The organism is Ruminococcus turbiniformis, assembly GCF_020687545.1.
Lineage (GTDB): Bacteria > Bacillota > Clostridia > Lachnospirales > Lachnospiraceae > Mediterraneibacter > Mediterraneibacter turbiniformis.
The window spans coordinates 19480-43027 of the sequence record NZ_JAJEQX010000017.1; the positions used below are offsets into that span (position 1 = coordinate 19480).

23 protein-coding genes are annotated in these 23548 nt (G+C 50.1%); 1 reads left to right on the forward strand and 22 read right to left on the reverse strand.

All coding sequences use genetic code 11. The features are described 5' to 3' along the window. Positions 1–27: 27 nt before the first annotated feature. The 19 genes from LKD70_RS10250 to LKD70_RS10340 all read right to left on the reverse strand — a co-directional run bounded on the left by LKD70_RS10250 (position 28) and on the right by LKD70_RS10340 (position 18213). Positions 28–2070, reverse strand: coding sequence for an ABC transporter permease (locus tag LKD70_RS10250; protein WP_227707937.1), 2043 nt, complete (start codon positions 2068–2070; stop codon positions 28–30). Beyond that, positions 2067–2831, reverse strand: a complete 765-nt coding sequence (locus LKD70_RS10255; RefSeq protein ID WP_227707938.1) for an ABC transporter ATP-binding protein — start codon at positions 2829–2831, stop codon at positions 2067–2069. Before LKD70_RS10255 ends, LKD70_RS10250 begins: the two co-directional genes overlap by 4 nt. Positions 2832–3049: 218 nt before the next feature. Next, complete coding sequence (locus LKD70_RS10260; RefSeq protein WP_227707939.1) at positions 3050–4039, reverse strand: sensor histidine kinase; 990 nt, start codon at positions 4037–4039, stop codon at positions 3050–3052. A gap of 4 nt (positions 4040–4043) precedes the next feature. After that, positions 4044–4733 carry a response regulator transcription factor gene (locus tag LKD70_RS10265; RefSeq protein ID WP_227707940.1) on the reverse strand — a complete coding sequence of 230 codons (690 nt, stop codon included), beginning with the start codon at positions 4731–4733 and terminating at the stop codon, positions 4044–4046. Positions 4734–4753: 20 nt separating this feature from the next. After that, positions 4754–5587 carry a PRD domain-containing protein gene (locus LKD70_RS10270; protein ID WP_227707941.1) on the reverse strand — a complete coding sequence of 278 codons (834 nt, stop codon included), beginning with the start codon at positions 5585–5587 and terminating at the stop codon, positions 4754–4756. Positions 5588–5711: 124 nt separating this feature from the next. Next, entirely contained in the window at positions 5712–7979 is a 2268-nt protein-coding gene (locus LKD70_RS10275) for a PTS transporter subunit IIABC (RefSeq protein ID WP_227707942.1), read from the reverse strand. 307 nt (positions 7980–8286) lie between these two features. Continuing rightward, entirely contained in the window at positions 8287–8706 is a 420-nt protein-coding gene (locus tag LKD70_RS10280; RefSeq protein WP_227707943.1) for a GNAT family N-acetyltransferase, read from the reverse strand. A 64-nt stretch (positions 8707–8770) separates the two neighbouring features. Then, complete coding sequence (locus LKD70_RS10285; protein WP_227707944.1) at positions 8771–9541, reverse strand: SseB family protein; 771 nt, start codon at positions 9539–9541, stop codon at positions 8771–8773. An 89-nt stretch (positions 9542–9630) separates the two neighbouring features. Then, positions 9631–10011, reverse strand: coding sequence for a diacylglycerol kinase family protein (locus LKD70_RS10290; RefSeq protein WP_227707945.1), 381 nt, complete (start codon positions 10009–10011; stop codon positions 9631–9633). 95 nt (positions 10012–10106) lie between these two features. After that, positions 10107–11690 carry an ABC1 kinase family protein gene (locus LKD70_RS10295; protein WP_227707946.1) on the reverse strand — a complete coding sequence of 528 codons (1584 nt, stop codon included), beginning with the start codon at positions 11688–11690 and terminating at the stop codon, positions 10107–10109. Next, positions 11687–12034 (reverse strand): hypothetical protein, encoded by a 348-nt coding sequence (locus LKD70_RS10300; RefSeq protein WP_227707947.1) that lies wholly within the window; start codon positions 12032–12034, stop codon positions 11687–11689. Before LKD70_RS10300 ends, LKD70_RS10295 begins: the two co-directional genes overlap by 4 nt. Before the next feature lie 97 nt (positions 12035–12131). Further along, the gene (locus LKD70_RS10305) at positions 12132–12683 is read right to left on the reverse strand and encodes an inorganic diphosphatase (protein ID WP_227707988.1); all 552 of its coding nucleotides are present in this window, start codon (positions 12681–12683) and stop codon (positions 12132–12134) included. Between the two features lie 94 nt (positions 12684–12777). Continuing rightward, the gene (locus LKD70_RS18795) at positions 12778–13083 is read right to left on the reverse strand and encodes a GtrA family protein (protein ID WP_407690950.1); all 306 of its coding nucleotides are present in this window, start codon (positions 13081–13083) and stop codon (positions 12778–12780) included. Beyond that, positions 12981–13673: a glycosyltransferase family 2 protein gene (locus LKD70_RS10315; RefSeq protein ID WP_407690951.1), complete on the reverse strand. Its 693-nt coding sequence runs from the start codon at positions 13671–13673 to the stop codon at positions 12981–12983. The genes LKD70_RS18795 and LKD70_RS10315 overlap by 103 nt, the downstream gene beginning before the upstream one ends. Further along, a complete protein-coding gene (locus tag LKD70_RS10320; protein WP_227707948.1) occupies positions 13670–14050 on the reverse strand; it encodes a hypothetical protein in 381 nt (126 codons plus the stop codon). Before LKD70_RS10320 ends, LKD70_RS10315 begins: the two co-directional genes overlap by 4 nt. 206 nt (positions 14051–14256) lie before the next feature. Further along, entirely contained in the window at positions 14257–15402 is a 1146-nt protein-coding gene (fucO, locus tag LKD70_RS10325) for a lactaldehyde reductase (RefSeq protein ID WP_227707949.1), read from the reverse strand. A 160-nt stretch (positions 15403–15562) separates the two neighbouring features. Next, positions 15563–16135: a TetR/AcrR family transcriptional regulator C-terminal domain-containing protein gene (locus LKD70_RS10330; RefSeq protein WP_227707950.1), complete on the reverse strand. Its 573-nt coding sequence runs from the start codon at positions 16133–16135 to the stop codon at positions 15563–15565. Between the two features lie 111 nt (positions 16136–16246). Then, on the reverse strand, positions 16247–17614 hold the full coding sequence (locus LKD70_RS10335; protein WP_227707951.1) for a S1C family serine protease: 1368 nt from the start codon (positions 17612–17614) through the stop codon (positions 16247–16249). Positions 17615–17751: 137 nt separating this feature from the next. Further along, on the reverse strand, positions 17752–18213 hold the full coding sequence (locus LKD70_RS10340; protein ID WP_227707952.1) for a hypothetical protein: 462 nt from the start codon (positions 18211–18213) through the stop codon (positions 17752–17754). 130 nt (positions 18214–18343) lie between these two features. Between LKD70_RS10340 and LKD70_RS10345 the strand changes: the two genes are divergently transcribed. After that, positions 18344–18595, forward strand: a complete 252-nt coding sequence (locus LKD70_RS10345; protein WP_227707953.1) for a helix-turn-helix domain-containing protein — start codon at positions 18344–18346, stop codon at positions 18593–18595. A gap of 157 nt (positions 18596–18752) precedes the next feature. On the opposite strand, the gene LKD70_RS10350 is transcribed toward LKD70_RS10345, so the two are convergent. From LKD70_RS10350 to LKD70_RS10360, 3 genes are all read right to left on the reverse strand, one after another. Continuing rightward, a complete protein-coding gene (locus LKD70_RS10350; RefSeq protein WP_227707954.1) occupies positions 18753–19007 on the reverse strand; it encodes a hypothetical protein in 255 nt (84 codons plus the stop codon). Between the two features lie 243 nt (positions 19008–19250). After that, the gene (ppdK, locus tag LKD70_RS10355; protein WP_227707955.1) at positions 19251–21884 is read right to left on the reverse strand and encodes a pyruvate, phosphate dikinase; all 2634 of its coding nucleotides are present in this window, start codon (positions 21882–21884) and stop codon (positions 19251–19253) included. A 178-nt stretch (positions 21885–22062) separates the two neighbouring features. Further along, entirely contained in the window at positions 22063–23475 is a 1413-nt protein-coding gene (locus LKD70_RS10360; RefSeq protein ID WP_227707956.1) for an aminopeptidase, read from the reverse strand. Positions 23476–23548 lie beyond the last annotated feature (73 nt).

A 23548-nucleotide genomic window follows, 5' to 3' on the forward strand; every position in this document is an offset into this window, starting at 1 on the left:
AAATTGTTATAATTCAATGTATTTTTTCTATTTTTTATCCTTTCCACTCACAATTGTGTAGTAGCTTTTCGACGTTACTGCGTAAACGATAACATAGAACACTGCAAACACAAGATAGCAGCACACCGTCGTAATGATCAGCACATGTTCCTCCGTCGCCGACATCAGCAACAGGATCTTCGAGATCAGCGGAAACGCAAACGCCAGATGCACGCCCGCCGTCACAAGGGGCAGGAAGAACACGGTCAGCACCTGGGAATTGATGCTTTTTCTGACTTCTCTGCGGCTCATTCCCACTTTCATGAGGATATCGAACCGGTCCTGATCCTCATATCCTTCCGAAACCTGCTTGTAGTACATGATCAGCACTGTGCCGAAGAGGAACACCGCGCCCAGTAAAATACCGAGGAAAAACAGGCCGCCGTTGAGTGCCAGATAATCCGACCGGCCCGAAGCCTTGCAGTCGATGTAAAATTCCGGAAGTTCCTGTTCCTCGCCGATCTGCAGGAACCGCTCCAGGATGTCATTGTAGATTTTGATCTGTTCTTCGTCTCCTGTGTCAAGATCAAACGAATAACATCTCTCGATGGAGCTCGTAACCATGTTGCTTCCCGCCTCCGCCATCGCGTTCCGGGTATCCCGGATCATCTGAATGGTGGACATGTCGTTTACGACAAGGAACATGCTCCCCTCCATATTGGCCTGGGCTGTCCCGACGGAAAACGGTGCCAAATCCAGAAGCTCCACCTTCCATGTGCCGCAGTTTTCAATCGTCAGTGTGTCGTGTCTGTACTCCATCTTGACCGGATAGAGAAGCGCCTCGTCCTGCGCAAGCGTTCTGTTCTCCCCGCTGATTCTGTTGTAGTCCTCAAGGGAGATCATATAGATCCGCCGTGCCGAATCGTACTCTGCGGCAGATCCGTTCTGCTCATAGGAAGCCGCGTCAAGCCAGACCTCATCTCCCGCCTGGAATCCCGTGAAAGAATACAGGAAGAAGTCCTCCACATTCTCTTTCTGAACGCCGTACTCTTCAAGCACGCTGTCCGTCTCGCTGATATACGGCTCCGTGGCGCTTCTGTCATCTGAGCTCAGTTCCATGGCAATATCATGGGGATAGCGGTTTTCCACGCCGTTCTCCGTCTGAACATACATACACACAGTCGTAGACACCGTTACAAGCACCATTGTCGAAAGGATACAGATCGAAGCGAGACCTGCGCCGTTTCTCTTCATCCGGAACATCATGGAAGAGACGGAGACAAAATGTTTCGTTTTGTAATAGTAGTTTTTCTTGCTCTGCAGGATTCTGCAGAACACAACCGAGCCGGCGATAAACAGCAGATATGTTGCAATAATTACCATAATCACCGCAAAGAAAAACATCAGCATCGCGGACATGGGATCCATAAGCGCCACCGCCATATAGTATGCTGCCGCAAGAATCACCGCACCGGCCAGCGCCAGCACCCGGTTTGACTTCGGCGGTTTTTCTCCCATACTCTCGCTCTTTAAAAGCTCTACCGGTTTCAGCCTGTAAATATATACAAGCATTCTCACCATAATCAGCGCGAAAATCGCAAGGAAAAGCACCGCCGCCGTGATCATCGGCTTTGTGTCCAGATGAATGGAAAACCCGGTGTTTCCGTGCAGGATCCGGATCGCCGCAAGCTCGGCCAGTTTGGAGAAAAGAATGCCGAAGAGAAGTCCCGCTGCAATAGAAACCACGGCAGTAATCACATTTTCCCACACAAGAATCTTCACAAGATTGCGTTTCCCCATTCCGAGGATATTGTAAAGTCCGAACTCTTTCTGTCTCCTTCGGATCAGGAAGGAATTGGTATAGAAGAGAAAGATCACCGAAAAGAGGGCGATCACCCACATCCCGATTCCGATCAGCGAGGCGAGCATATCTCCTCCCATCACATTTTTCAGATCCGCGCTCATGAACAGATAGGTCACGATATAAAACATCATTACCATACAGATGCATGTCAGGATATACGGGAAGTAAAGCTTTCTGTTTTTTAAGATTCCCTCGCCGGCCAGCCTGAAATATAATCCGCGCTTCATCGTCTCTCACCGCCCGTCGCAAGCATGGTAAGCGTGTCGGATATCTTCTGGTAGAGCTGTTCGTCCGACATCGCCCCTCTGTATACCTGGTGATACACCTCTCCGTCCCGGATAAAAAGCACTCTCCCCGCCTTGCTGGCCGCCTTGACCGAATGGGTCACCATGAGGATTGTCTGCCCCCGCTCATTGATCTTCGCGAAAAGCGCCAGAAGCTCGTCTGTGGATCTGGAGTCCAGCGCCCCGGTAGGCTCGTCGGCCAGGATCAGCCGAGGCTGCGTAATCAGTGCCCTTGCAGCAGCCACTCTCTGCTTCTGTCCTCCGGAAATCTCATAGGGATATTTGTCCAGAAGCGCCGCGATTCCAAGCTCCGCAGCCAAAGGCCGCAGGAGTCTCTCCATCTCCTTGTACTGTATTCCCTTGAGCACAAGAGGCAGGAGAATATTGTCTCTTACGTTAAAGGTATCGAGAAGATTAAACTCCTGAAACACGAACCCAAGATGGTCTCTTCTAAACTCCGAAATATCCCTGTCTTTAATCTCTGAGAGCGGCTTGCCGTCCAGATATACTTCTCCCTCCGTCGGCTTGTCAAGCGCGGCCATGATGTTGAGAAGCGTCGTCTTTCCCGAACCGCTCTCTCCCATGATCGCCACATATTCCCCTTCCTCAACGGAGAAGTTCACACAGGAGAGCGCCTGCACCTGACTTCCTCCGAAACGGGGCCTGTATATTTTTTTCAGATTTTTTACAACTAAAACAGCCATATACTCTGACCTCCTTCTCTATTTTGCCGCCGGTGTTTCCGGCCTCTGCGAATTCAGTATAACAGACGCGGCCAAAATGCCGACATCGAATTTCGTGACATTCTGGCCGCCCTATGTGACATTATTGTAATACCGGACTTCATGATCCCTGACTTCATGACACCCGGCTGCATGATACCCGGCTGCATGGCACCTGACTCCATAACATCCGGATGCTCTCACTCCGCCTGAAGCGGGTAAGACTCCAGGTCGATTACAAACCTGCTGCCCTTCCCGGGTTCTGACTGCGCCATCAGCTTATGCCCCAGCCTGTCCGCCGCAGTCCTGCACAGATACAGGCCGATTCCCGTTGACTTTTTCCCCATTCTTCCGTTATATCCGGTGTAGCCTTTCTCGAAAATCCGCGGCAGATCCTCCGGCGATATCCCGATGCCGGTGTCTGTCACAGAGAGGCGTTTCCGCTCATCCACCCTGATTGTCACCGATCCCTCCGAAGTGTACTTTACCGCATTTGAGAGAAGCTGCTCGATGATAAATCCCAGCCATTTCTCATCTGTCAGCACTTTCACGTCGGTTCCCTCATACACAAGACGTATCTTCCTGCGGATAAACTGTCCCGCGTACTTGCGCACCGCCTTCCGGATAATCCCGTCCAGGTCATATTCCTGAATCACAAGATCCGATGCGTCGTTTCCAAGCCGGATATAGGTAAGCGCCATGTCCGCGTACTGCTCTACCCGGAAAAGTTCCGCGGAGAGCTCCCGGTTCTCCTGCGTATCCTCCTGCTGCAGCATGATTTTCATCACCGCGATCGGCGCCTTGATCTGGTGCACCCATGTGGCGTAATAGTCCTCCATGTCCCTGCGCGCTGTTTCCCACTCTTCCCGGCGGAAACGCTGTTCCTCTTCAAGTTTTTTGATGAGTTCCTGATAGTCCTCCTCCAGAAGGCTGCCCGCTGCCGGAAGATAATCCGTCACCGGCCCGTCGCCCGGTTTGAGCCGTTCCAGTTCCAGATGCTTTTTTCTGTATTTCATAAATCCCGCCGCAACAAAAAGCGCCCCGAAAACAGCAGATAAAAGAAGCGGGTACCATACCACCCGCATGCCGATTCCATAGAGCGCGAACACCACCGCAAACACTGCCCCGCAGATCAGAAGCCAGATCCACACAAGACAATGCTCCCGGACATATCTGAAAAAATGTTTCATTCTCTCACCTTCCGTCCTGCGCCTGCTGTATGATATATCCCTCGCCCACTTTTGTGGTGATAAAGTCCGTAAGCCCCGCTTTCTCAAGCTTCTTTCTGAGCCTTGCAATGTTCACGGTGAGCGTATTCTCCTCGATATAGTCGTCCGTTTCCCACAGCTTTGTCATAAGCGTGTCCCTGCTCACGATCCGCCCCTTGTTCTCCATCAGAGTCTGGAGAATCCGGAACTCATTCTTTGTAAGGTCGATCTTCTTCCCCTCAAAGGTCAGCGTCGTATCGTTCAGGTTGAGGATCGCCCCTCTGTGCTCAAGCACGGGGATCTTTCCCGCCAGATCATAGCTTCGCCTTAACACCGCCTGCACCTTTGCGATAAGCACGCTTAAGTCAAAGGGCTTTGCGACAAAGTCGTCCGCCCCCATATTCACCGCCATGATAATATTCATATTATCCGCTGCCGATGAGATAAAGATAACAGGGACATTGGAAATTCTCCGGATCTCGCTGCACCAGTGATATCCGTTGTAAAACGGAAGGGTGATATCCATAAGCACAAGATGCGGGTCATAGGAGGTGAACTTCGCAAGCACGTTCTGAAAGTCCTGCACATATTCCGCCTCGTTTCCCCACATGGCCATCTCCTTCTGAATCGCCTGAGCCATTGGCAGGTCGTCTTCCACTATCAGTATTTTATACATAAGCTCTCCTTTTCCGGGCTTCACACGGTCTCCGGGGAAATCACCCGCTGGATATGGATCGCAAGAAAGCCGATCTCCTCTTTTGCCACAGGCTTTTTCAGCTCTTTTGACATATAGCCGCAGATGCTTTCCGCAACTCTTCCGGTTTCCGGATAGTTGGCAAAGATAAAATCGTTGAAATCGACCTTTGTGGACTCCCCGTTTCTCGTCCTCGCCACCATATAGTACAGATGACTCATAAGCCGCGTATAGGCAAGGGAGTCTTCGGACATTTTCTGCCCGAAGGCCTCCTCAATCCTGTGAATCCCTTCATTTATAATGCGGGTCGTATCAAGCGCGGTGGACACCTGCTCGTCCGAAAGCCCCGCGTGGATATGCAATGTCAGAAATCCAACCTCGTCATCCGATATCTCATATCCCATCATATCCCGTATGATGTCTCTCCCCTGCATGGCAACCGCGTACTCCTTTGAGAAGAGCACACGGATATCCGGGGTAAACGGGTTCGGTATCTGGCGGTTCTCCTTCGCCCGCTTTGCGGCCAGCGCAATGTGATCCGCCATGGGAAGAAGAATCTCATGGTTCACTTCCGAAAACACTTTCTCAGCGGCTTCGATGATCTTCCCGGCTGCCTCGATAAAACCTGGCTGTATGCCGTTCACTACCTTAAGCACGGACTGCTGTTTCTGTCTCGTGACAAGCGAGTAGACTCTGGCTCCCGAAATGTCCGCAATCTGCTGCGTGGGCTTTTTCCCAAAGCCCACGCCGTTTCCCAGAAGGATCAATTCCCTTCCCGTCTCATTGTGATAGACAAGAATTCCGTTGTTATTCAGCACTTTAATCACTCGGTACATATCGGCTGCCAGTCCTTTCCCCCCTCGTACGGATTACTCCGTCCTTTGCCTGCGGCTCTGTCAGGATGACAGACGCTCTCCGCTTCGGCGCAGAATCGATCTCTGTCAACAATAAACTGCCTTCTCAGTCAAAGGATACAATCTCCGCCGTCTCATCCAGCTTCTCTACCCGTCCGGCCTTTGCCATCCGGATCTCCTCGCCTTCCTGCAGACTCGTGAACACAATGATACATTCATCCGACTTTGCATGTTCCTTTATATATTCTATATCAAAACCTATCAGTCTGTCACCCTTTTTTACCCGGTCGCCGTCTTTTACAAACGCTGTGAAGCCTTCTCCGTTTAAGTTTACCGTATCAACACCGATATGAATCAGATACTCCACGCCGTCGTCGCTCATCAGTCCGACCGCGTGTTTTGACGGAAATACGAAAGAGACTGTGGCGTCCTCCGGCGCATACGTCATCCCCTCCGCGGGCCTTACGATATATCCGTCGCCCATCATCTTTCCGGCGAACGCCTCGTCCGACGCCTCTGTAATCGGGGCCGCCTCTCCGCTCACAGGGCTGAGAATCACCTTTTTGACTTTCACAGCTCCTTTTCCTGCAGCTGCATCCGCTGCCGGATTTACGCCCGCACCTGACACTGCGCCCGGCGCTTCTTCTGACGCTCCGTCTGCTTTGCCTGACGTTCCATCTGCTGCTCCCTGCGCTCCGCCTGCCGCTCCTGCTTCTACCGCAGTTTCCGCGATGTACTCTTCATCCGGCGCAGTTTCAAGATAATCCTCCAGATTTGATTCGATCACCGCCACAGACGGCCCGTAAATCACCTGGATGCCCTGGCCTTTCCGGATAATGCCCGACGGCGATGTAGCGCGGAGGATGTCCTCATTTACCAGCTCCGGCTTCACAACCGTGCAGCGCAGTCTCGTCGCACAGCAGTCCACATCGGAAATATTTTTCTTTCCGCCGAGTCCCCGCGTGATAAGCACACTCTTTTCATCTCCCGCAGCAGCAGCGCCGCCCTCTGTATCGGCTCCGCCTTCTTTTCTCGCACGGTAGTCTGCTTTTGTGTAAAGTTTCGTCTCCGTGTCATCGTCCTCACGGCCCGGAGTTTTGAGATTAAATTTCTTGATAAGAAATGTAAATATTACATAATAAAGAATAAAGTATATAATTCCTGCCGGAATAATCAGAAGCCAGCTCGTCTTCTCATTTCCCTGAAGGATACCGAACAGAAGCAGGTCGAGAAATCCTCCCGAGAAGGTAAGTCCCACTGCAATGTTCAGCATATGCGCGATCATGTACGCCGCGCCTGCCAGAATCACCTGTACAACAAAGAGCATCGGAGCCACAAACAGGAAGGAGAACTCGATGGGCTCTGTGATACCTGTCATCATGGATGCAAGGGAAGCCGACAGAAGAAGGCCGCCCGCCTGTTTCTTCTTTTCCGGTTTCGCGCAGCGGTACATGGCCAGCGCTGCCCCCGGAAGGCCGAAGATCATGAAGATAAACTCACCGGAAAAATATCTCGTCGCGTCTGCGCTGAAGTGAACCGTGCTCGGATCCGCAAGCTGGGCAAAGAAAATATTCTGTCCGCCCTGGACAAGCTGTCCTGCCACTTCCATCGTGCCGCCCACTGCGGTCTGCCAGAACGGAAGGTAGAATACGTGATGCAGTCCGAACGGAATCAGCGCTCTCTTGATAATACCGAATATCAGTGTTCCCAGGTATCCGGTTCCCGTTACAAGGCCGCCCAGCGCATAGATTCCGTCCTGGACAACCGGCCATACAAAGTACATTCCAATTCCCACCGCCACATATGTGATCGTGGAAATGATCGGTACAAACCTTGAGCCGCCGAAAAATGACAGCGCGTTCGGAAGCTGGATCTTATAGAAGCGGTTGTGAAGAGCCGCAACCCCAAGACCTACGACAATACCGCCGAACACGCCCATCTGCAGCGACTGAATCCCGCACACACTGGCGATGGTTCCGTCCAGAACATGCTCTGCAATGGTTCCGTCGGCAAGGATATCCCCGTTTAACACAAGCATCGCATTGATGCACACATGCATGACAAAGAAGGAAATCATGGCTGCCAGGGCGGCTACCTCCTTTTCCTTTTTCGCCATGCCAATCGCAACACCTACCGCGAAGATCAGCGGCAGATTGTCAAAGATAACACTTCCCGCGCTGCTCATGATCGTGAGCAGTGCATGGAGCAGCGTCCCGTCTCCTAAAATTCCCTGAAGACCGTACGTCTCAATCATTGTTGCATTGGTGAACGAGCTTCCGACTCCGAGAAGCAGACCTGCTACCGGAAGGATGGCGATCGGCAGCATGAAGCTTCGCCCTACTCGCTGCAGTACACCGAAAATCTTGTCTTTCATCTGTTTTTCCTCCTCTTTCTCTCAATTCCGGACACGAAAAAAGCAGCCACAAACTCAAACCTTTCCCCCGTATCAGATGCGGGAAACAAAGGATAGTTTATGCCTGCCGAACAGTAACACTCTATCTTCCGTGTTCTTTTTTACATGATTAGTATAAACAGATTGATACAGACTCGTCAAGCCCAAATTATTGCCTAAATTCAGAGGAGAAAACTGTGCAGTTTTGCCAATTTTCTCTCCTACATCATCTCGGAACTCCCATATGTCAGTCCAAAACTTCCCTGTGCCAGTCCGAAACTTTCGTCTGTCAGTCCAGAATCCTCATCGCAGCATCCCCGTCGCCGCTGATGGAAAACCCGTTCTTCTCATAAAAACCAGCCATCAGTTCCCGGTACTGATCCGGGCCGGTATAGCCAAGCGGTGCCAGCTCATATCCGGTGGGCGCAGTGATCAGCGTCACCCCTTTTTTCCCGAGCTGATCCGCGATCTCATTGATACAGGCTGATCCGTATCCCTTACCTCTCAGGGCAAAATCCGTGAGATAAAATTCGGCGATATCTGCTCTCGTCTTGCTCTCGAGAATGTATTCCAGATGGAACACCGGATACCCTTCCTCAAACACGTCCACTGTCCGGGGACGGTACTGGAATTCCAGGATGTGAGCGCTCTTGTCTGTAAGCGTTACCGCCCGGAAATATTCTTTTCTGATGTACACTGCAATCGACATATTAAAACCTCTTTGTACTCCGTCTGCACGGAGGCTGCCGGACTTTCCGGCAGAACAGCCGCTTTTACGCGTCCGCCGCCGGTTTTTTCTTCCGTGTAACCTGAAGCTGTATGTTTACTCCAAGCGGATTGATGACAATCCCTTTCGCCTCCGGAGCCAGAATTTCCTGAATCTTATTTGAGTCAACAATCACCAGTCTCATTTTTTTGCCTCTTCCAAAGCGCTGGAATTCCAGCACATCTGTAAAGACAGGCTGATAGATATCTCCGTTTTTCTGCTTCAGAACCGGAGCCTTGCCGTCCTCTCCCAGCGCTATGAGATAGGTTCCCTTTACATAGTGGGCCAGCAGCTCTTCCTGAAGCTCTTTAATCTGTTCTGTCATCTGCGGCGTTTCCTGACGCCTCAGCTCCTGCATGAGATAGATTGCCGTCAGATGAAGCGCCGGATTTTCCACAAGTTTCTTCCCTTCCGGCATCTGATCCGGCTGTTTTCTGACCACAAGATCACCAAGCTGAATATTGATCTGTGTGTCCGTCCCGGAATTGACCGACAGACAGTTCACCCCCAGCGTATAAAGGCTTGTGTAAAACGGCAGGAGCTGTTTTGTTTCCAGCTTTGCCACTGCTGTCAGATACTTTTCTTCCATCAGTTTCCGTGCCCGTTCTTTTGCGTCTTCGGACCGGTAATAGAGAAGCACTTCATCATCGTAAGTCTCGTCGTCGCAGACAACAAACGGAAGCTTTGTCACAGCCGACATAATCACATAGAGTTCCCCCGGATTTTTCAGTGCCGCCAGGGTCTCAGCCTTCGTAACTGTTGTATTCTTATCGCTCATTTCGTATTTTCCTTTCTCCATCCGCGCCGGCTGCCAGCCGCTTTTTGTTCTGTATTCTCTCACCGGCATATGCCGACCCTGTTATTGTATCACACAAGCCCCGCCAGTTTCAACAGATACGGAACAAAGATAATACACCCCACGATCACCGACACAATAGCGGCAAAGAGTACCGCGCCGGCCGCCGTGTCCTTGGCGATCTTTGCCAGCGGCTTTCTCTCCTCCGTCACGAGATCCACCACTGCTTCCACCGCCGTATTGACAAGTTCAAGCGATGCGACAAGTGCAAAAAGCAGAAGACAGATGCACCACTCCGCAGCTGTAATCCCGAAAAACGTTCCCGCAAGCGTCACGCAGATGATCGCAAGGCAGTGTATCTTCATGTTCCTCTCTTTCCGGATTCCGGTCCATATCCCCTCAAATGCGTATCCGAAACTGTCCCACAGGGGATTTTTTCTGTTATTTTTCATCTTCATACCACCTGTATTATCTCTTTTTTGTTTCCAGTATCACTGTACAAGAGGACAATAGCGTCAGTGTACAAGGGGAAAACGCGGATCTTCCGCTACTTTCTCGACAGGATATGCTTCACAAACACATACATGACGATGACAAAGGCCATCATATATCCGAATGCGCCGATGGCCGGAATTCCCAGAATCTTCGGCGTCATGTCCGTTGTACATATAATGCTGGAGCTGATCAGCAGCGCCATGACCCAGAGTCCCATGACAATATTTCTCACAAGCCTTCTCAAAAGCTTTGCAAGCTCATCCGATGCCTGCAGCTCCAGGTTGACTTTTGACTGGCCTTTCAGATAAGTGCTCATAATGTCCGTGATCAGAGACGGAATATCCAGCGCCTTGCGCAGCGACTTAATCGCGCTTCTTCCGCTGCTTTTGAGCTCCTTTTTCAGATCCAGTCTCTGGAAAAACTCGCCGGACATATGTGCCGTGGCGATCTGCACCATATTGATCTCCGGAGCAATGTCGGCAAGCACGCCTTCCATATGAGTCAGGCCCCGGGCAAGCATTGTCAGCCCATGCGGCATCTTGATCTTATTATTCTTCATGACGTCCATCAGATCGTTCATGACCTCCGCCACATTGATGCTTCCCATCTCCACATCACCGTATTTCAGGAGAAGACTCTCAATATCCTCATAGAGCTTGCGCTGATCCGGGCGCTCTTTGAACTCTCCGATTGCCAGGACCGCCTGCTGGATCAGTCCCACGTCTTTGAGCGCCACGCCCTGCACGGCTTTTCCGATCATCTCCCGGTCATGTTCCGTGAGGCGTCCCATCATTCCCATATCGATCCAGATGATTTTTCCCTCCCGGATCTTTACATTTCCGGAATGGGGATCCGCATGGAAAAATCCGTCATCCATAACCTGTTTGATATAGTTGTCCACCAGCTTGCTTCCGATTTCATTCAAATCATAGCCGCCTGCTAAAAGAGCTTCTTTATCATCGATGCCGCAGCCGTCGATATATTCCATGACAAGGACATGCACCGTGGTAAATTCCTGATACAGAACCGGAGTCCCGACGAAATTGACATCCCGGTTTCTCCGGGCAAATTCTTCCATGTTTGACGCCTCAGTGAGGAAATTCATCTCATCCCTCGTGACAGACCACATCTCGTCCAGCACAAGGTCAAGATCCGCCATTCCCTTAATGCTCACCGGGGGCATCAGCTTCACCGCCTTGTGAAGAAGCGCGATATCCCGGGACATCTTCTCATAGATCCCCCGTCTCTGTACCTTGACGACCACTTCCTCGCCCGTGCGCAGAACCGCCCGGTGAACCTGGGCAATAGAAGCAGAGCCCTGCGGCTTCTCTTCAATGGAAGAAAACACTCTCTTCCACGAGCGGCCATAGGACTCTTCAATCACAGAGACTACCTCTTCAAAAGGCATGGGAGTCACTTCGGAACGCAGAAGCATCAGTTCATCGCAGTATCGCTTCGGAAGGATATCCGAATGCATGGACATGATCTGCCCCAGTTTGATAAACGTCGGACCCAGATCCTCCAGAATCGCTCTCAGCTTCTTTGGCGTGACGCCGCGGGTGATATTGTGTCTGCGCAGAACCGCCGTGATCTCCCTGAGTCTTGAATTATATTCATTGGGTTCTTTTGTACTCATTCGTCCTTACTGTCCTCTGCGGCCTCTCTTTTCAGGATCTGTGCTTTGAGCATCTCAATCTGCTCCGGTGTCAGACGGTCCAGAATCTCCTCTACGTTCATCTCATCCTTCTTTGGCGCTGCATCAGACTTTTCTCCGGACTTTGCATCCGGCTTTGTGTTTTCCTTTACCGTCTGTTTTATATTGTGCTTCAGCTCCTCGTTGAGAACTTTTCCCTGCTCAACCGTCAGTTCCCCTTTCTCCACCATCTCGTTGAGAAGATCCTTTGACTTCTCCGCCGTTACAGCAACAGCCCCGATTCCCGCAAGAATGACTTTCTTTATGTTATCGCTGAATTTTTCCATGATTTTGTTTCTCCTTTCATTCGTTCCCGCCGCATCGTTTCGCGGCACAGGGTATTCCGCCCGTATGTTCTGTTCGCTTTATATTCGTTTTTTCTTGTTATTTGATTTCTTTTTGGCCGCTCCCGTATTTCTCTTTATACCTGTCTATACACTCTTCAATCACCTGCACGGCTCCAAGTGCTCCCTCGAACTGGTTGACCGCCGTTTTCTTTCCTTCCAGATCTTTGTACACAGTAAAGAAGTGCCGGATCTCATCGAATATATGCTTTGGCAGCTGGGAAATATCCGTGTACACCTCGTAAGTCGGATCCGCCCACGGAATGGCGATCACTTTCTCATCTCCCGCCCCTCCGTCCGTCATTTTCATGACGCCGATCGGGTAACACCTGACGAGCGTCAGAGGCTCCAGCGGCTCCGAACACATCACAAGCACGTCCAGCGGATCTCCGTCATCGCCGAGCGTGCGCGGTATAAAACCGTAATTCATCGGATAATGAGTGGATGTGTAAAGTACGCGGTCCAGAATGATCAGCCCGGTCTCCTTGTCCAGCTCATATTTCTTTTTGCTTCCTTTGGATATCTCAATTACAGAAATAAAATCTGTCGGGAATATCCTTTCCTCACTGATATCATGCCAGATATTTCCCATATTCAGTCCCCGCCTTTCCTCCGTTTTCCCTCTGCGGATTTCCATACGGCGCTCTGCACTGACGTCCCCATATGGCACTTCGCATTGACACATTTCATTTTACCTCTTTACCGCTCTCACGTCCAGTCTTGTTTCGCAAATCATCGGGTGATGATATATGAAATCCGGTATCTGCGTGGGATTCTCTGAAGACAACGGCTTTTCCCGCAAAATAATTCAGAACAATGACGATAAGATTTGCCAGAATTTTCAGCAGCGCAGGAGCCAGACCGAGAAGGTCCACCCCCACGAACATAATCAGAAGATCCACGGCGCCTGTGAGAATACGGCACAGTACAAATGATCCGAATTGGCGTACCGTCTGCCGCGCAGTGACATTTCGCCGGCCTCCCTCAAACACGAACCATTTATTTGTGATAAACGCAAATACAACAGAAACAGCCCTTTTGAAAAGCGGTTATACTCTCCCATCTTAAGAATTGAGTCCGCAAACTGCCGCGTCATCAGCCGGTAATCCCTGGCGCCGTCCACGATCTCCGCCCGGGATATCCGGTGAATCAGGCGGTAAAACATCCGGGCAAAAAAAGATCTGACCGGAGGTTCTCCTTTGCGCGACACCCGCCTTGTGGCCACAGAATCATATTCCTCCTCACGCACTGCAGACAGCATCCCGGGAAGCAGTTCGGGAGGATCCTGCAGATCCGCATCCATGATCACAACATAGTCTCCGGAAGAATATTCAAGCCCCGCGTAAATCGCAGCCTCTTTTCCGAAATTTCTCGAAAGGGAGACATATCTCACCCGATCGTCTTTCTCCGCCAGTTCTTTTAAGACAGAAAGCGTGTCGTCCTCTGACCCGTCATTTACACCGATCACCTCGAACTCGCAGTCTTTCATTTCTTCCATCACTCTGCACAGTTCCCTGTAAAAAACGGGAAACGCCTCCTGCTCGTTGTAGCAGGGAACTATCACTGTTATCCGTTCTTTCATATCATCTCTCCGATTTCTGCCGCCCTTTGAATCTTCTTTCCCTTTTCCGCCAGAACCTGTATTCCCATTCCGGCAAGCATAAACACACTGATCTGTACGAAATAGACATATCTCGGCTGGATCTCAATCAGCAGATACACGCCGAACGTGACAAACACCTGGTTTATCAGGATGAGCACGTTTTCCGGGCGTTTCTTTCCCGCGCGGCTCTTCCTTATAAGCGCGGCAGTGCCGGCCGCCGCCAGAATATAGGAGAGGAACTGTCCCCATGTCTCATATTTGTCCAGCCAGGCGCGGAATTTCTGAACCACAGCGTTGTTTTCATCCAGATGTCCGAAGCTCCAGCCAAGCGGAGACGTATTCCTGCCGTTCGTCATTTTTTCTCATTCTGACAGAAAATCATAATTGTATAGCGCCAGTATACACCGGCGCTGCCTTGGGGGCTGAAACATGTATTATCGGGAACGGATCCAAGTATTAAGAAAAGGCAGTAATATAACTCAGACTGACAAAAATAAAAAGGGAGATCATCCAGCAGAAACACATCTGCGGTGATCCCCCTTTTTTATGCCGGTTTCCGGCGTTACATAATCTTCCGGAAGAGATCTTTAAGATCCTCCACGCTTGCGTCTTTCGGGTTACCCGGTGCGCACGCGTCAGCATATGCGGACTCCGCGAGGAACGTAAGATCCTCCTCTTTGATAGCGTCCAGTTTTGTCGGAATTCCCACGTCAACAGAGAGCTGGCGTACCGCATCAACAGCAGCCTTTCTGTATTCTTCCACAGACATGCCGTCCACGCCTTTTACTCCCATTGCTCTGGCAATCTCGCGGTATTTCTCTCCTGTGCAGTCTGCGTTGTACTCCATCACGATCGGGAGCATCATCGCGCAGGCAACACCGTGAGGCGTATCATACACCGCGCCCAGCGTATGTGCCATGGAGTGAGCGATTCCAAGACCTACGTTTGAGAATCCCATTCCTGCAATATACTGTCCGAGAGCCATTCCGTCGCGCCCCTCTTTCTCGTTCGCCACAGCGCCTCTTAACGATCTGGAGATAATCTCAATGGCCTTTAAGTGGAACATATCTGTCATCTCCCAGGCAGCCTTTGTCGTATATCCCTCAATGGCATGTGTCAGAGCGTCCATTCCGGTGGAAGCGGTAAGCCCTTTCGGCATGGATGCCATCATATCCGGATCAACAATGGCGATAACCGGCATATCATGGGGATCTACGCACACAAATTTTCTTTTCTTCTCTACGTCTGTGATTACATAATTGATCGTAACCTCGGCAGCTGTTCCCGCTGTCGTCGGAACCGCGATGATCGGCACGCACGGATTCTTTGTCGGAGCCGTTCCCTCAAGGCTTCTTACATCCTCGAACTCCGGATTCGCGATAATGATTCCGATCGCTTTCGCCGTATCCATGGAAGAACCGCCGCCGATGGCGATAATATAATCAGCTCCCGCATCTTTAAACGCCTGTACACCATGCTGCACGTTCTCGATTGTCGGGTTTGCCTTGATATCGGAATAAATTTCATAAGCAAGGTTTTCCTTGTCAAGTACATCAGTTACTTTCCCTGTCACACCGAACTTAATCAGATCCGGATCTGAGCAGACAAAGGCTTTTTTGTACGCTCTTGCCTTCGCCTCTGTGGCGATCTCGCAGATTGCGCCTGCGCCGTGATACGACGTTTCGTTTAACATGATTCTGTTTGCCATTTTCATCAGTCTCCTTCTTTTTTTCGTATTGGCCTGTACCAGCCGATCTGACTATATTTTAACAATCTTTGCGGCAAATAGAAAGTTACAAAGAGGCTGATCTGTCACATTTCGCACAGATCAGCCCCCCTGCTTATATCCATTTTATATTTATACTGTTCTATATCAGTTCCAGTCTTCTGAATACTTCTTCCAGCTCAGATGGCATCGCGTCCACGAGAGCCCCCGCCATCTGTTCCGGTGTTCCCTTCGTCTTTCCGAGAACCCACTGAACAGTCATATAGATCGAACCCTGGCAGTACATCTCAAGCAGAAATCTCAGATGATCCGACATTTTCCTTCCTGTCTTCCCCTCGATCCGCTCCGTGTAAAACTTAAGGATCAGATGGAAATCATGCTCCCTGAGACTGTTCTGAGCGTCGTTTTTGAAGGCGGCCCTGAAAAACAGTTTCTCATCCTCAATGTAGTGAAACTTGTTCACCAGTCCTTCATAGACGGTCCTGCCCTCTCCCATATGTTCAAACGATTCCTGAAGAATCTTATCAAAATACCAGTTAATCAGATCATATTTATCCTGGAAATTGCGGTAAAACGTCTGTCTTGTCGTTCCGCACTCCTCCGCGATCTCTCTTACCGTGATCTTCTCTACCGGCGAGCGCCTCATGCATTCTTTCATTGCATTGGCGAGGCGGTATTTCATCTTTTCATTTGTTCTGCTCTGTATCTCTTCCATCGGCTCTGCCCTGCCTCTCCTTTCATCATGCAGGAAAAACAGGGCTTTTGTCAAGTTTCTTTTCAAAATCCTGTATCAGCATTGCTGCGGATTCTGCCCCGCATACACCTCTTACTGCTGAGCATCCGCCGCTGATCCCAGGGTGATGCTGACCGTCTGCTCCGCGTATTCGCCGTTGTCAGAGCGCTGAATCACTACATCCACAGTCTCGTCTGCCGCATAATACTGAAGCACGTCTTTTAACTGTGTCATATTGTTGACCGTCCTGCCATCCAGCTGAGTCAGAATATCGCCTTGCTGGAGTCCTGCCTCGTCAGCCGGTCCCCCCTCTACGACTTCCGCGATGACTACACCTGTCGGGATTCCGTACAGCTCCGTTACATCGGATGTAACATCTGATCCCTGGATTCCGAGATAGGACGCCTGATCCTCGCTTACTTTCTCTCTCGTCTCAAGGCTCATCAGCTGCTGGAGGCTCTCCTCCGCCTTGTCGATCGGGATCGCAAATCCCACATTGTCCACACTTGCTCCCGAGGAGGAAGAAGAAGTCTTCGCCTCGTTAATGCCGATCAGTTCGCCTTTCATATTCAGAAGTGCTCCGCCGCTGTTTCCAGAGTTGATCGCCGCATCGGTCTGAATCAGGCCTGTGGATGTAATTGTAGTGCCGCTTTCATATGTCAGTGTCAGATCACGGTCTAATGCGCTTACATAACCGCTCGTCACAGACTGTCCGTATCCAAGCGCATTTCCGATTGCGACGACCTGATCGCCGAGCGCCAGTTCATCGGAATTACCTATAGTGGCAATTTTGATCTGGTTCATCGTTTCATCCGAAATATCGGACAGTTTTACTGAAACAACCGCAAGGTCATTGTTCACATCTGTTCCCTTAATCTCCGCTTCCACACTTGTCTCATCAATAAAACCTATGGAAACGTTCTGAGCCCCCTCCACAACATGGTAATTGGTTGCGATCAGAAGCTCTGTGTCATTCTGGCCTACAATCACGCCTGTTCCGGCTCCCTGTACTTCATACTCCTGTGTTCCTCCGAAGAAGTTTCTCATCTCTTCTACTGACATCGTAGAGATTGTAACCAGCGACGGCATTGCGTTTTCTGCCACCTGTGAAACAGTCATCTCCGATGTACTGTCAGTAGATGATGCTGCCGTACCCTGTGAGTCTCCGCTGCTTCCAGCGGTTGTCGTCTGGGCAATCTGCTTTGTCCCGCTGTTTCCAAGAAGATAGTCCCCGGCGACATTGACTCCTACCATCGTACCGCCTGCGACAAGCCCAAACACAAGTCCCATTGAGATGACTGCCGCCCATTTTTTTCCCGTTGTCATCGGTTTTTTCTCTTTTTTCTTTTCCGGTTTCTTATCGCCGTTTCCGTTCGGCTCCCCATCATTAAAGGGAGCGGATGTCATATTGTTGTCATTGTATCCGTTATATCCGTTATAATCATTAAATTGTTCACTCATAGTCTCTGCCTCTTTCCTTTCACGGATCTTCTTCCAGACCCTTTTCCTTTTTACATCTAATAACATAGACGCAAATTGTGACAGAATTATGAAAAAGTAAACAAAAAAATGTGATTGTTTTAACAGCGACGGTCAGATCACACGGTCTTCCCGTCCAGAATCAGAACATATTCTTCTTCCGGCGCGGTAATATCGCATCCGGTACACATTGCATCTCTCGGCTCGTACTCGATCCGCATAACCGGATCACTCTCCCCGATCTCATCACGGGAAAGATAAACCCGGATGTCCAGACTACGCGGCCATCCATTCACATCCGTCGAGAATCGAATTGTCCGGAAGGAATTCTCACGGCACATGTCTATTACTTCCAGAGCGAATTGTATCCGTTCTTCCCTGCTTCCCTGTACCTGCTCTTTGTCCGCGACAACGATAAGCCTGCAGTCTCCCCCTTTGCATACGCTGCTCACCGCATCAGGCATCCCGGTATTTTCCTGCTGTGCCTTTTCCGGATTCTCACAGAGGACACTGCCGGATAAGCAGAGGAGTACGGTGAAAAAGCAAAGAACAATAGACATGTACGCTGCTCTTTTCTTCACTTTGTTGCCTCTCCTTGTATTTGCTCCTTTTTGTATCACTTTTACAACCGATTATATATGTTATGACATATAAAATCAATAAAATGATGCAAAAAACGAGACAATACACTGTATGGAGGAACTGAAAACTATGCCGAAACCACTCTCAAAAACAGGAGAAAAGAACCTGATCAGCAGAAACCTGATTGAAATCAGAAAAAAGCGGAATTATTCACAGCGGCTTCTCGCCTATCAGCTGCAGCTCAACGGATATGATATGGATAAAAACGTTATCACACGGATTGAAACGAACAAAAGATATGTCACGGATATTGAGCTGAAGGCGCTCTGCGAAGTTCTGGACGTCACTTATGAAGAGCTGATCGACGGAGAACAAATCTGATTAAAGAACACCTCCGGGGAGTCCATGCCCCGGAGGTGTTCTTTTGTACAGCGTTTTCCTCTGTACCATTTTTCTTTTGTACCTTTTTTGTGCCGGTTTTCCTTTTATACCGGTTTTTTGTGCCGTGTTTCCCACGGCCGGATAAAGCAGGAACCTCTCAGGCCAGACAGCCGCTGATTGCGCCCATCTGTGAATACGGAACAGTAAACACTCCTCCGTCTCCAGTAAAGCTGACTGATGTATCCTGAATCATATTGTTCCCACTCCAGTTGTAATTCGCACCGCCTCTTGTGATGCCGCCTTCATCATAGTAAATGTACGCCACCTGATATCCGCCGTCGCCGCTGGCAGCGATGTTCTCGTCCATCTTCACACTGTAAACTTTCATTTTCGGTGTTTCCCAGTTTTTCATTCTAATCACCTCCGTTTTTTTAAGTATATATCTACCTATAGACAATAACACATAATTCGTGAGCAGTCCATATGTTCACGACACAATTTTCATATTTTCAGATTTTACATTCTGCCATGATTATCCCGTCTTTTTTAATCAGGGCCTTCCGTTCATCAGAGCAGCCCCGTCAGTGCGTATAACAAAATCCCGGCTCTGAGCAAGCCGGGATTTTATTTATTTCGTCACTATATTGTTTCCAGACTAAGCATTCTTTCTTGCGATCGCTGCCTGAGCCGCTGCCAGTCTTGCGATCGGCACACGGAACGGTGAGCAGGATACATAGTCAAGTCCAATGCTGTCACAGAACTCTACAGAGCTCGGATCTCCGCCGTGCTCGCCGCAGATACCTACGTGCAGGTTCGGATTAACCGGCTTGCCAAGTTCGATTGCCATCTTCATCAGCTTGCCAACGCCAACCTGATCCAGTTTTGCGAACGGATCGTTCTCAAAGATCTTAGCGTCATAGTATCCATCAAGGAACTTGCCAGCGTCATCACGGGAGAAGCCGTATGTCATCTGCGTCAGGTCGTTTGTACCGAAGCAGAAGAAGTCAGCCTCTGTTGCGATCTCATCAGCTGTAAGGGCTGCTCTCGGGATCTCGATCATTGTACCAACCTCATACTTCAGGTCGCTGCCTGCCGCTGCGATCTCAGCGTCTGCTGTCTCAACAACAAACTTCTTCACATATTTAAGCTCTTTGATATCGCCAACAAGCGGGATCATGATCTCCGGTGTTACAGCCCAGTCCGGATGAGCTTTCTTTACGTTGATTGCCGCACGGATAACAGCCTTTGTCTGCATTACCGCGATCTCCGGATATGTCACTGCCAGACGGCATCCGCGGTGACCCATCATCGGGTTGAACTCATGAAGTCCATCGATGATCGCTTTGATCTGCTCAACAGTCTTGCCCTGAGCGTCAGCCAGTTTCTTGATATCCTCTTCCTCTGTCGGAACGAACTCGTGAAGCGGCGGATCAAGGAAACGGATTGTAACCGGGTTGCCCTCAAGAGCCTCGTACAGAGCCTCGAAGTCGCCCTGCTGCTCCGGAAGGATCTTCTCAAGTGCAGCTTCTCTCTCTTCCTTTGTCTCAGCGCAGATCATCTCACGGAATGCATCGATTCTGTTGCCCTCAAAGAACATATGCTCTGTACGGCAAAGTCCGATACCCTCAGCTCCGAGCTCACGTGCTTTCTTTGCGTCAGCCGGTGTATCTGCGTTTGTACGAACTTTCATTGTTCTGTATTTGTCAGCCCATGCCATGATACGTCCGAACTCTCCGGCGATCGTAGCGTCAACTGTCGGAATGATTCCATCATAAATGTTACCTGTGGATCCGTCGATGGAGATTGCGTCTCCCTCGTGGAACTCTTTTCCATTCAGAGTGAACTTCTTGTTCTCCTCGTCCATGATGATATCGCCGCATCCGGATACACAGCATGTACCCATTCCACGTGCAACAACGGCTGCGTGAGATGTCATACCGCCGCGTACTGTCAGGATACCCTGAGCGCTCTTCATACCTGTGATATCTTCCGGTGATGTCTCAAGACGGACAAGAACGACTTTCTCGCCTCTTGCAGCCCACTCTACCGCGTCGTCAGCAGTGAAGACGATCTTACCGCATGCAGCTCCCGGTGAAGCGCCGAGTGCTTTCCCCATCGGTGTAGCAGCCTTAAGAGCAGCAGCATCGAACTGCGGGTGAAGCAGAGTGTCAAGGTTCCTCGGGTCGATCATAGCTACAGCCTCTTCCTCTGTTCTCATGCCCTCGTCAACAAGGTCGCATGCGATCTTCAGAGCAGCCTGAGCTGTTCTCTTACCGTTACGTGTCTGCAGCATGTACAGTTTGCCGTGCTCAACAGTAAACTCCATGTCCTGCATATCTCTGTAGTGTGTCTCCAGAGTCTTGCACACTTCTTTGAACTGTGCGAAAGCTTCCGGGAATTTCTGCTCCATCTCGGAGATGTGCATCGGTGTGCGGACACCTGCAACAACGTCCTCACCCTGTGCGTTTGTAAGGAACTCACCGAAGAGTCCGTTTGCTCCTGTAGCCGGGTCACGTGTGAACGCAACACCTGTACCGCAGTCGTCTCCCATGTTTCCGAACGCCATCATCTGTACGTTGACAGCTGTTCCCCAGGAATACGGAATATCATTATCGCGGCGGTATACATTTGCTCTCGGGTTGTCCCATGAACGGAATACAGCCTTTACAGCTCCCATCAGCTGCTCTTTTGCGTCAGACGGGAAGTCTGTACCGATCTTCTCTTTGTATTCAGCCTTGAACTGCTCTGCAAGTGTCTTCAGATCGTCAGCATCAAGCTCAACATCCTGCTTAACGCCTTTTTCCTCTTTCATCTTGTCGATCAGTTCCTCAAAATATTTCTTGCCGACTTCCATAACAACGTCAGAGTACATCTGGATAAATCTTCTGTAGCAGTCCCAAGCCCAACGCGGGTTTCCTGATGCTTCAGCCAGAGTCTCAACAACTTCCTCATTCAGTCCCAGGTTCAGGATTGTATCCATCATACCCGGCATGGAAGCTCTTGCACCTGAACGAACGGAAACAAGAAGCGGATTTTCCTTATCTCCGAATTTCTTTCCTGTGATCTCTTCCAGTTTTGTCATGGCGTCCATGATCTGTCCCATGATCTCGTCATTTATCTGTCTGCCATCCTCATAATACTGAGTACAAGCCTCTGTTGTCACAGTGAATCCCTGCGGTACCGGGAGTCCAAGGCCTGTCATCTCTGCCAGGTTTGCGCCTTTGCCACCAAGAAGGTTTCTCATATTTGCGTTACCTTCTGTGAACATATAAACCCATTTTGTTGCCATGTTCCAATGACCTCCTCAAAAATATTGCAAATATTTTCCTTATGATTCGCATATAATATTCTAATGGTTTTAAACACACGCGTCAAGCGTTTTATCTGGAAATATGCACATTCTTTATCACAAAATATGCCCGTTTTCCGCGAGCTGTCTGTTTTCTTTCAGCGCCCAAAATCATATATCAGAGTTTTCTCAAAAATGTCTTATATCCTTTGTACGCCTCGTAAATATCCGCTTTGCTGGCCACCTCGTACGGTGCATGCATACTGAGAACAGCCACTCCGCTGTCGATCACTTCCATCCCGTAATTTGCCGTAATATACGCGATCGTTCCGCCGCCACCCAGGTCCACACGGCCCAGCTCCGCGAACTGGTGCGCCACATTATCTTCGTCCATTGCCCTGCGAAGTGCCGCGATGTATTCCGCGTTGGCGTCGTTGGAACCTGATTTTCCCCTGCTGCCGGTAAACTTGTTAAAGGTAATTCCATTTGCGAAAAACGCAGAACTTCTCTTCTCAAATGCCTCGGCAAACATCGGGTCATAGGCAGCGCTCACATCGGAGGATAACATTCTTGAATTTGCCAGCGCCCGGCGCACTTTCAGATCAGATTCTCCTTCGGTTGCAGCGACAAGCTCCGCCACTGTGTTTTCAAAAAATCTGGAATGCATTCCCGTCGCTCCGACACTTCCGATCTCTTCCTTATCTACAAGGAGGCAGCATCCTGTCTTCTCCGCCTCTTCCACATCCAGCATGGCAAAAAGCGAGGTAAACGCGCACACTCTGTCATCCTGCCCGTAAGAAAGGATCATACTTCTGTCCAGTCCGCAGTCTCTCGCCTTTCCCGCAGGAACAATCTCCAGTTCGGCAGAAGTAAAGTCTTCCTCTTCCATGCCGTATTTCTCTTTCAGAAGGCGGAGCACATTTGCCTTTACCGTCTCTTTTGTCTTTGCAGCGTCATCGCCCTCGGCCAGTTCTTCTGCCGCCTGGTCCACCGGACGGTTTCCGATCAGGAGATCCAGCTTCTCGCCTTCGATCACTTTGGACGCTTTCTTTTCCATCTGCTCCTGAGCGAGGTGCACGAGAAGATCTGTGATTACGAATACGGGATCATTCTCTTCTTCGCCGATGGACACGTTTTCCGTTGTCCCGTCCTTTTTCACAACCACGCCATGCAGAGAAAGGGGCTGAGCCACCCACTGGTACTTTTTTATTCCGCCGTAATAGTGGGTGTCGAGATAGGCAAGTCCTTCATTTTCATAGAGAGGGTTCTGTTTTACGTCAATGCGCGGAGAGTCAATATGCGCCCCGAGGATGTTCATTCCCTCTGAGATTGGTCTGGTTCCGATGCGGAAAAGGACGATCATTTTCTTCATGCATACCGCATAAACCTTGTCACCGGCTTTAAGCTTTTCCCCGGACGCCGCGATTTCATTTAAGTCCCGGTAGCCGGCCTGAGAAGCCATACGCACGGCAAGCTCCACGCACTCCCGCTCCGTTTTGCCCTCGTCAAGGCATTTCTTGTACTTTTCGCTGATGCTGTTCAGCTCTGAAAGCTGAGGTTCACTGTAGGTTGACCAGATGTTTTTCTTCATATATACTTCCTTTCCGGGACGTAGACAAATTCAATTCAGCTACGTCCCCAATTGACTTTCACTATGTCCCAAA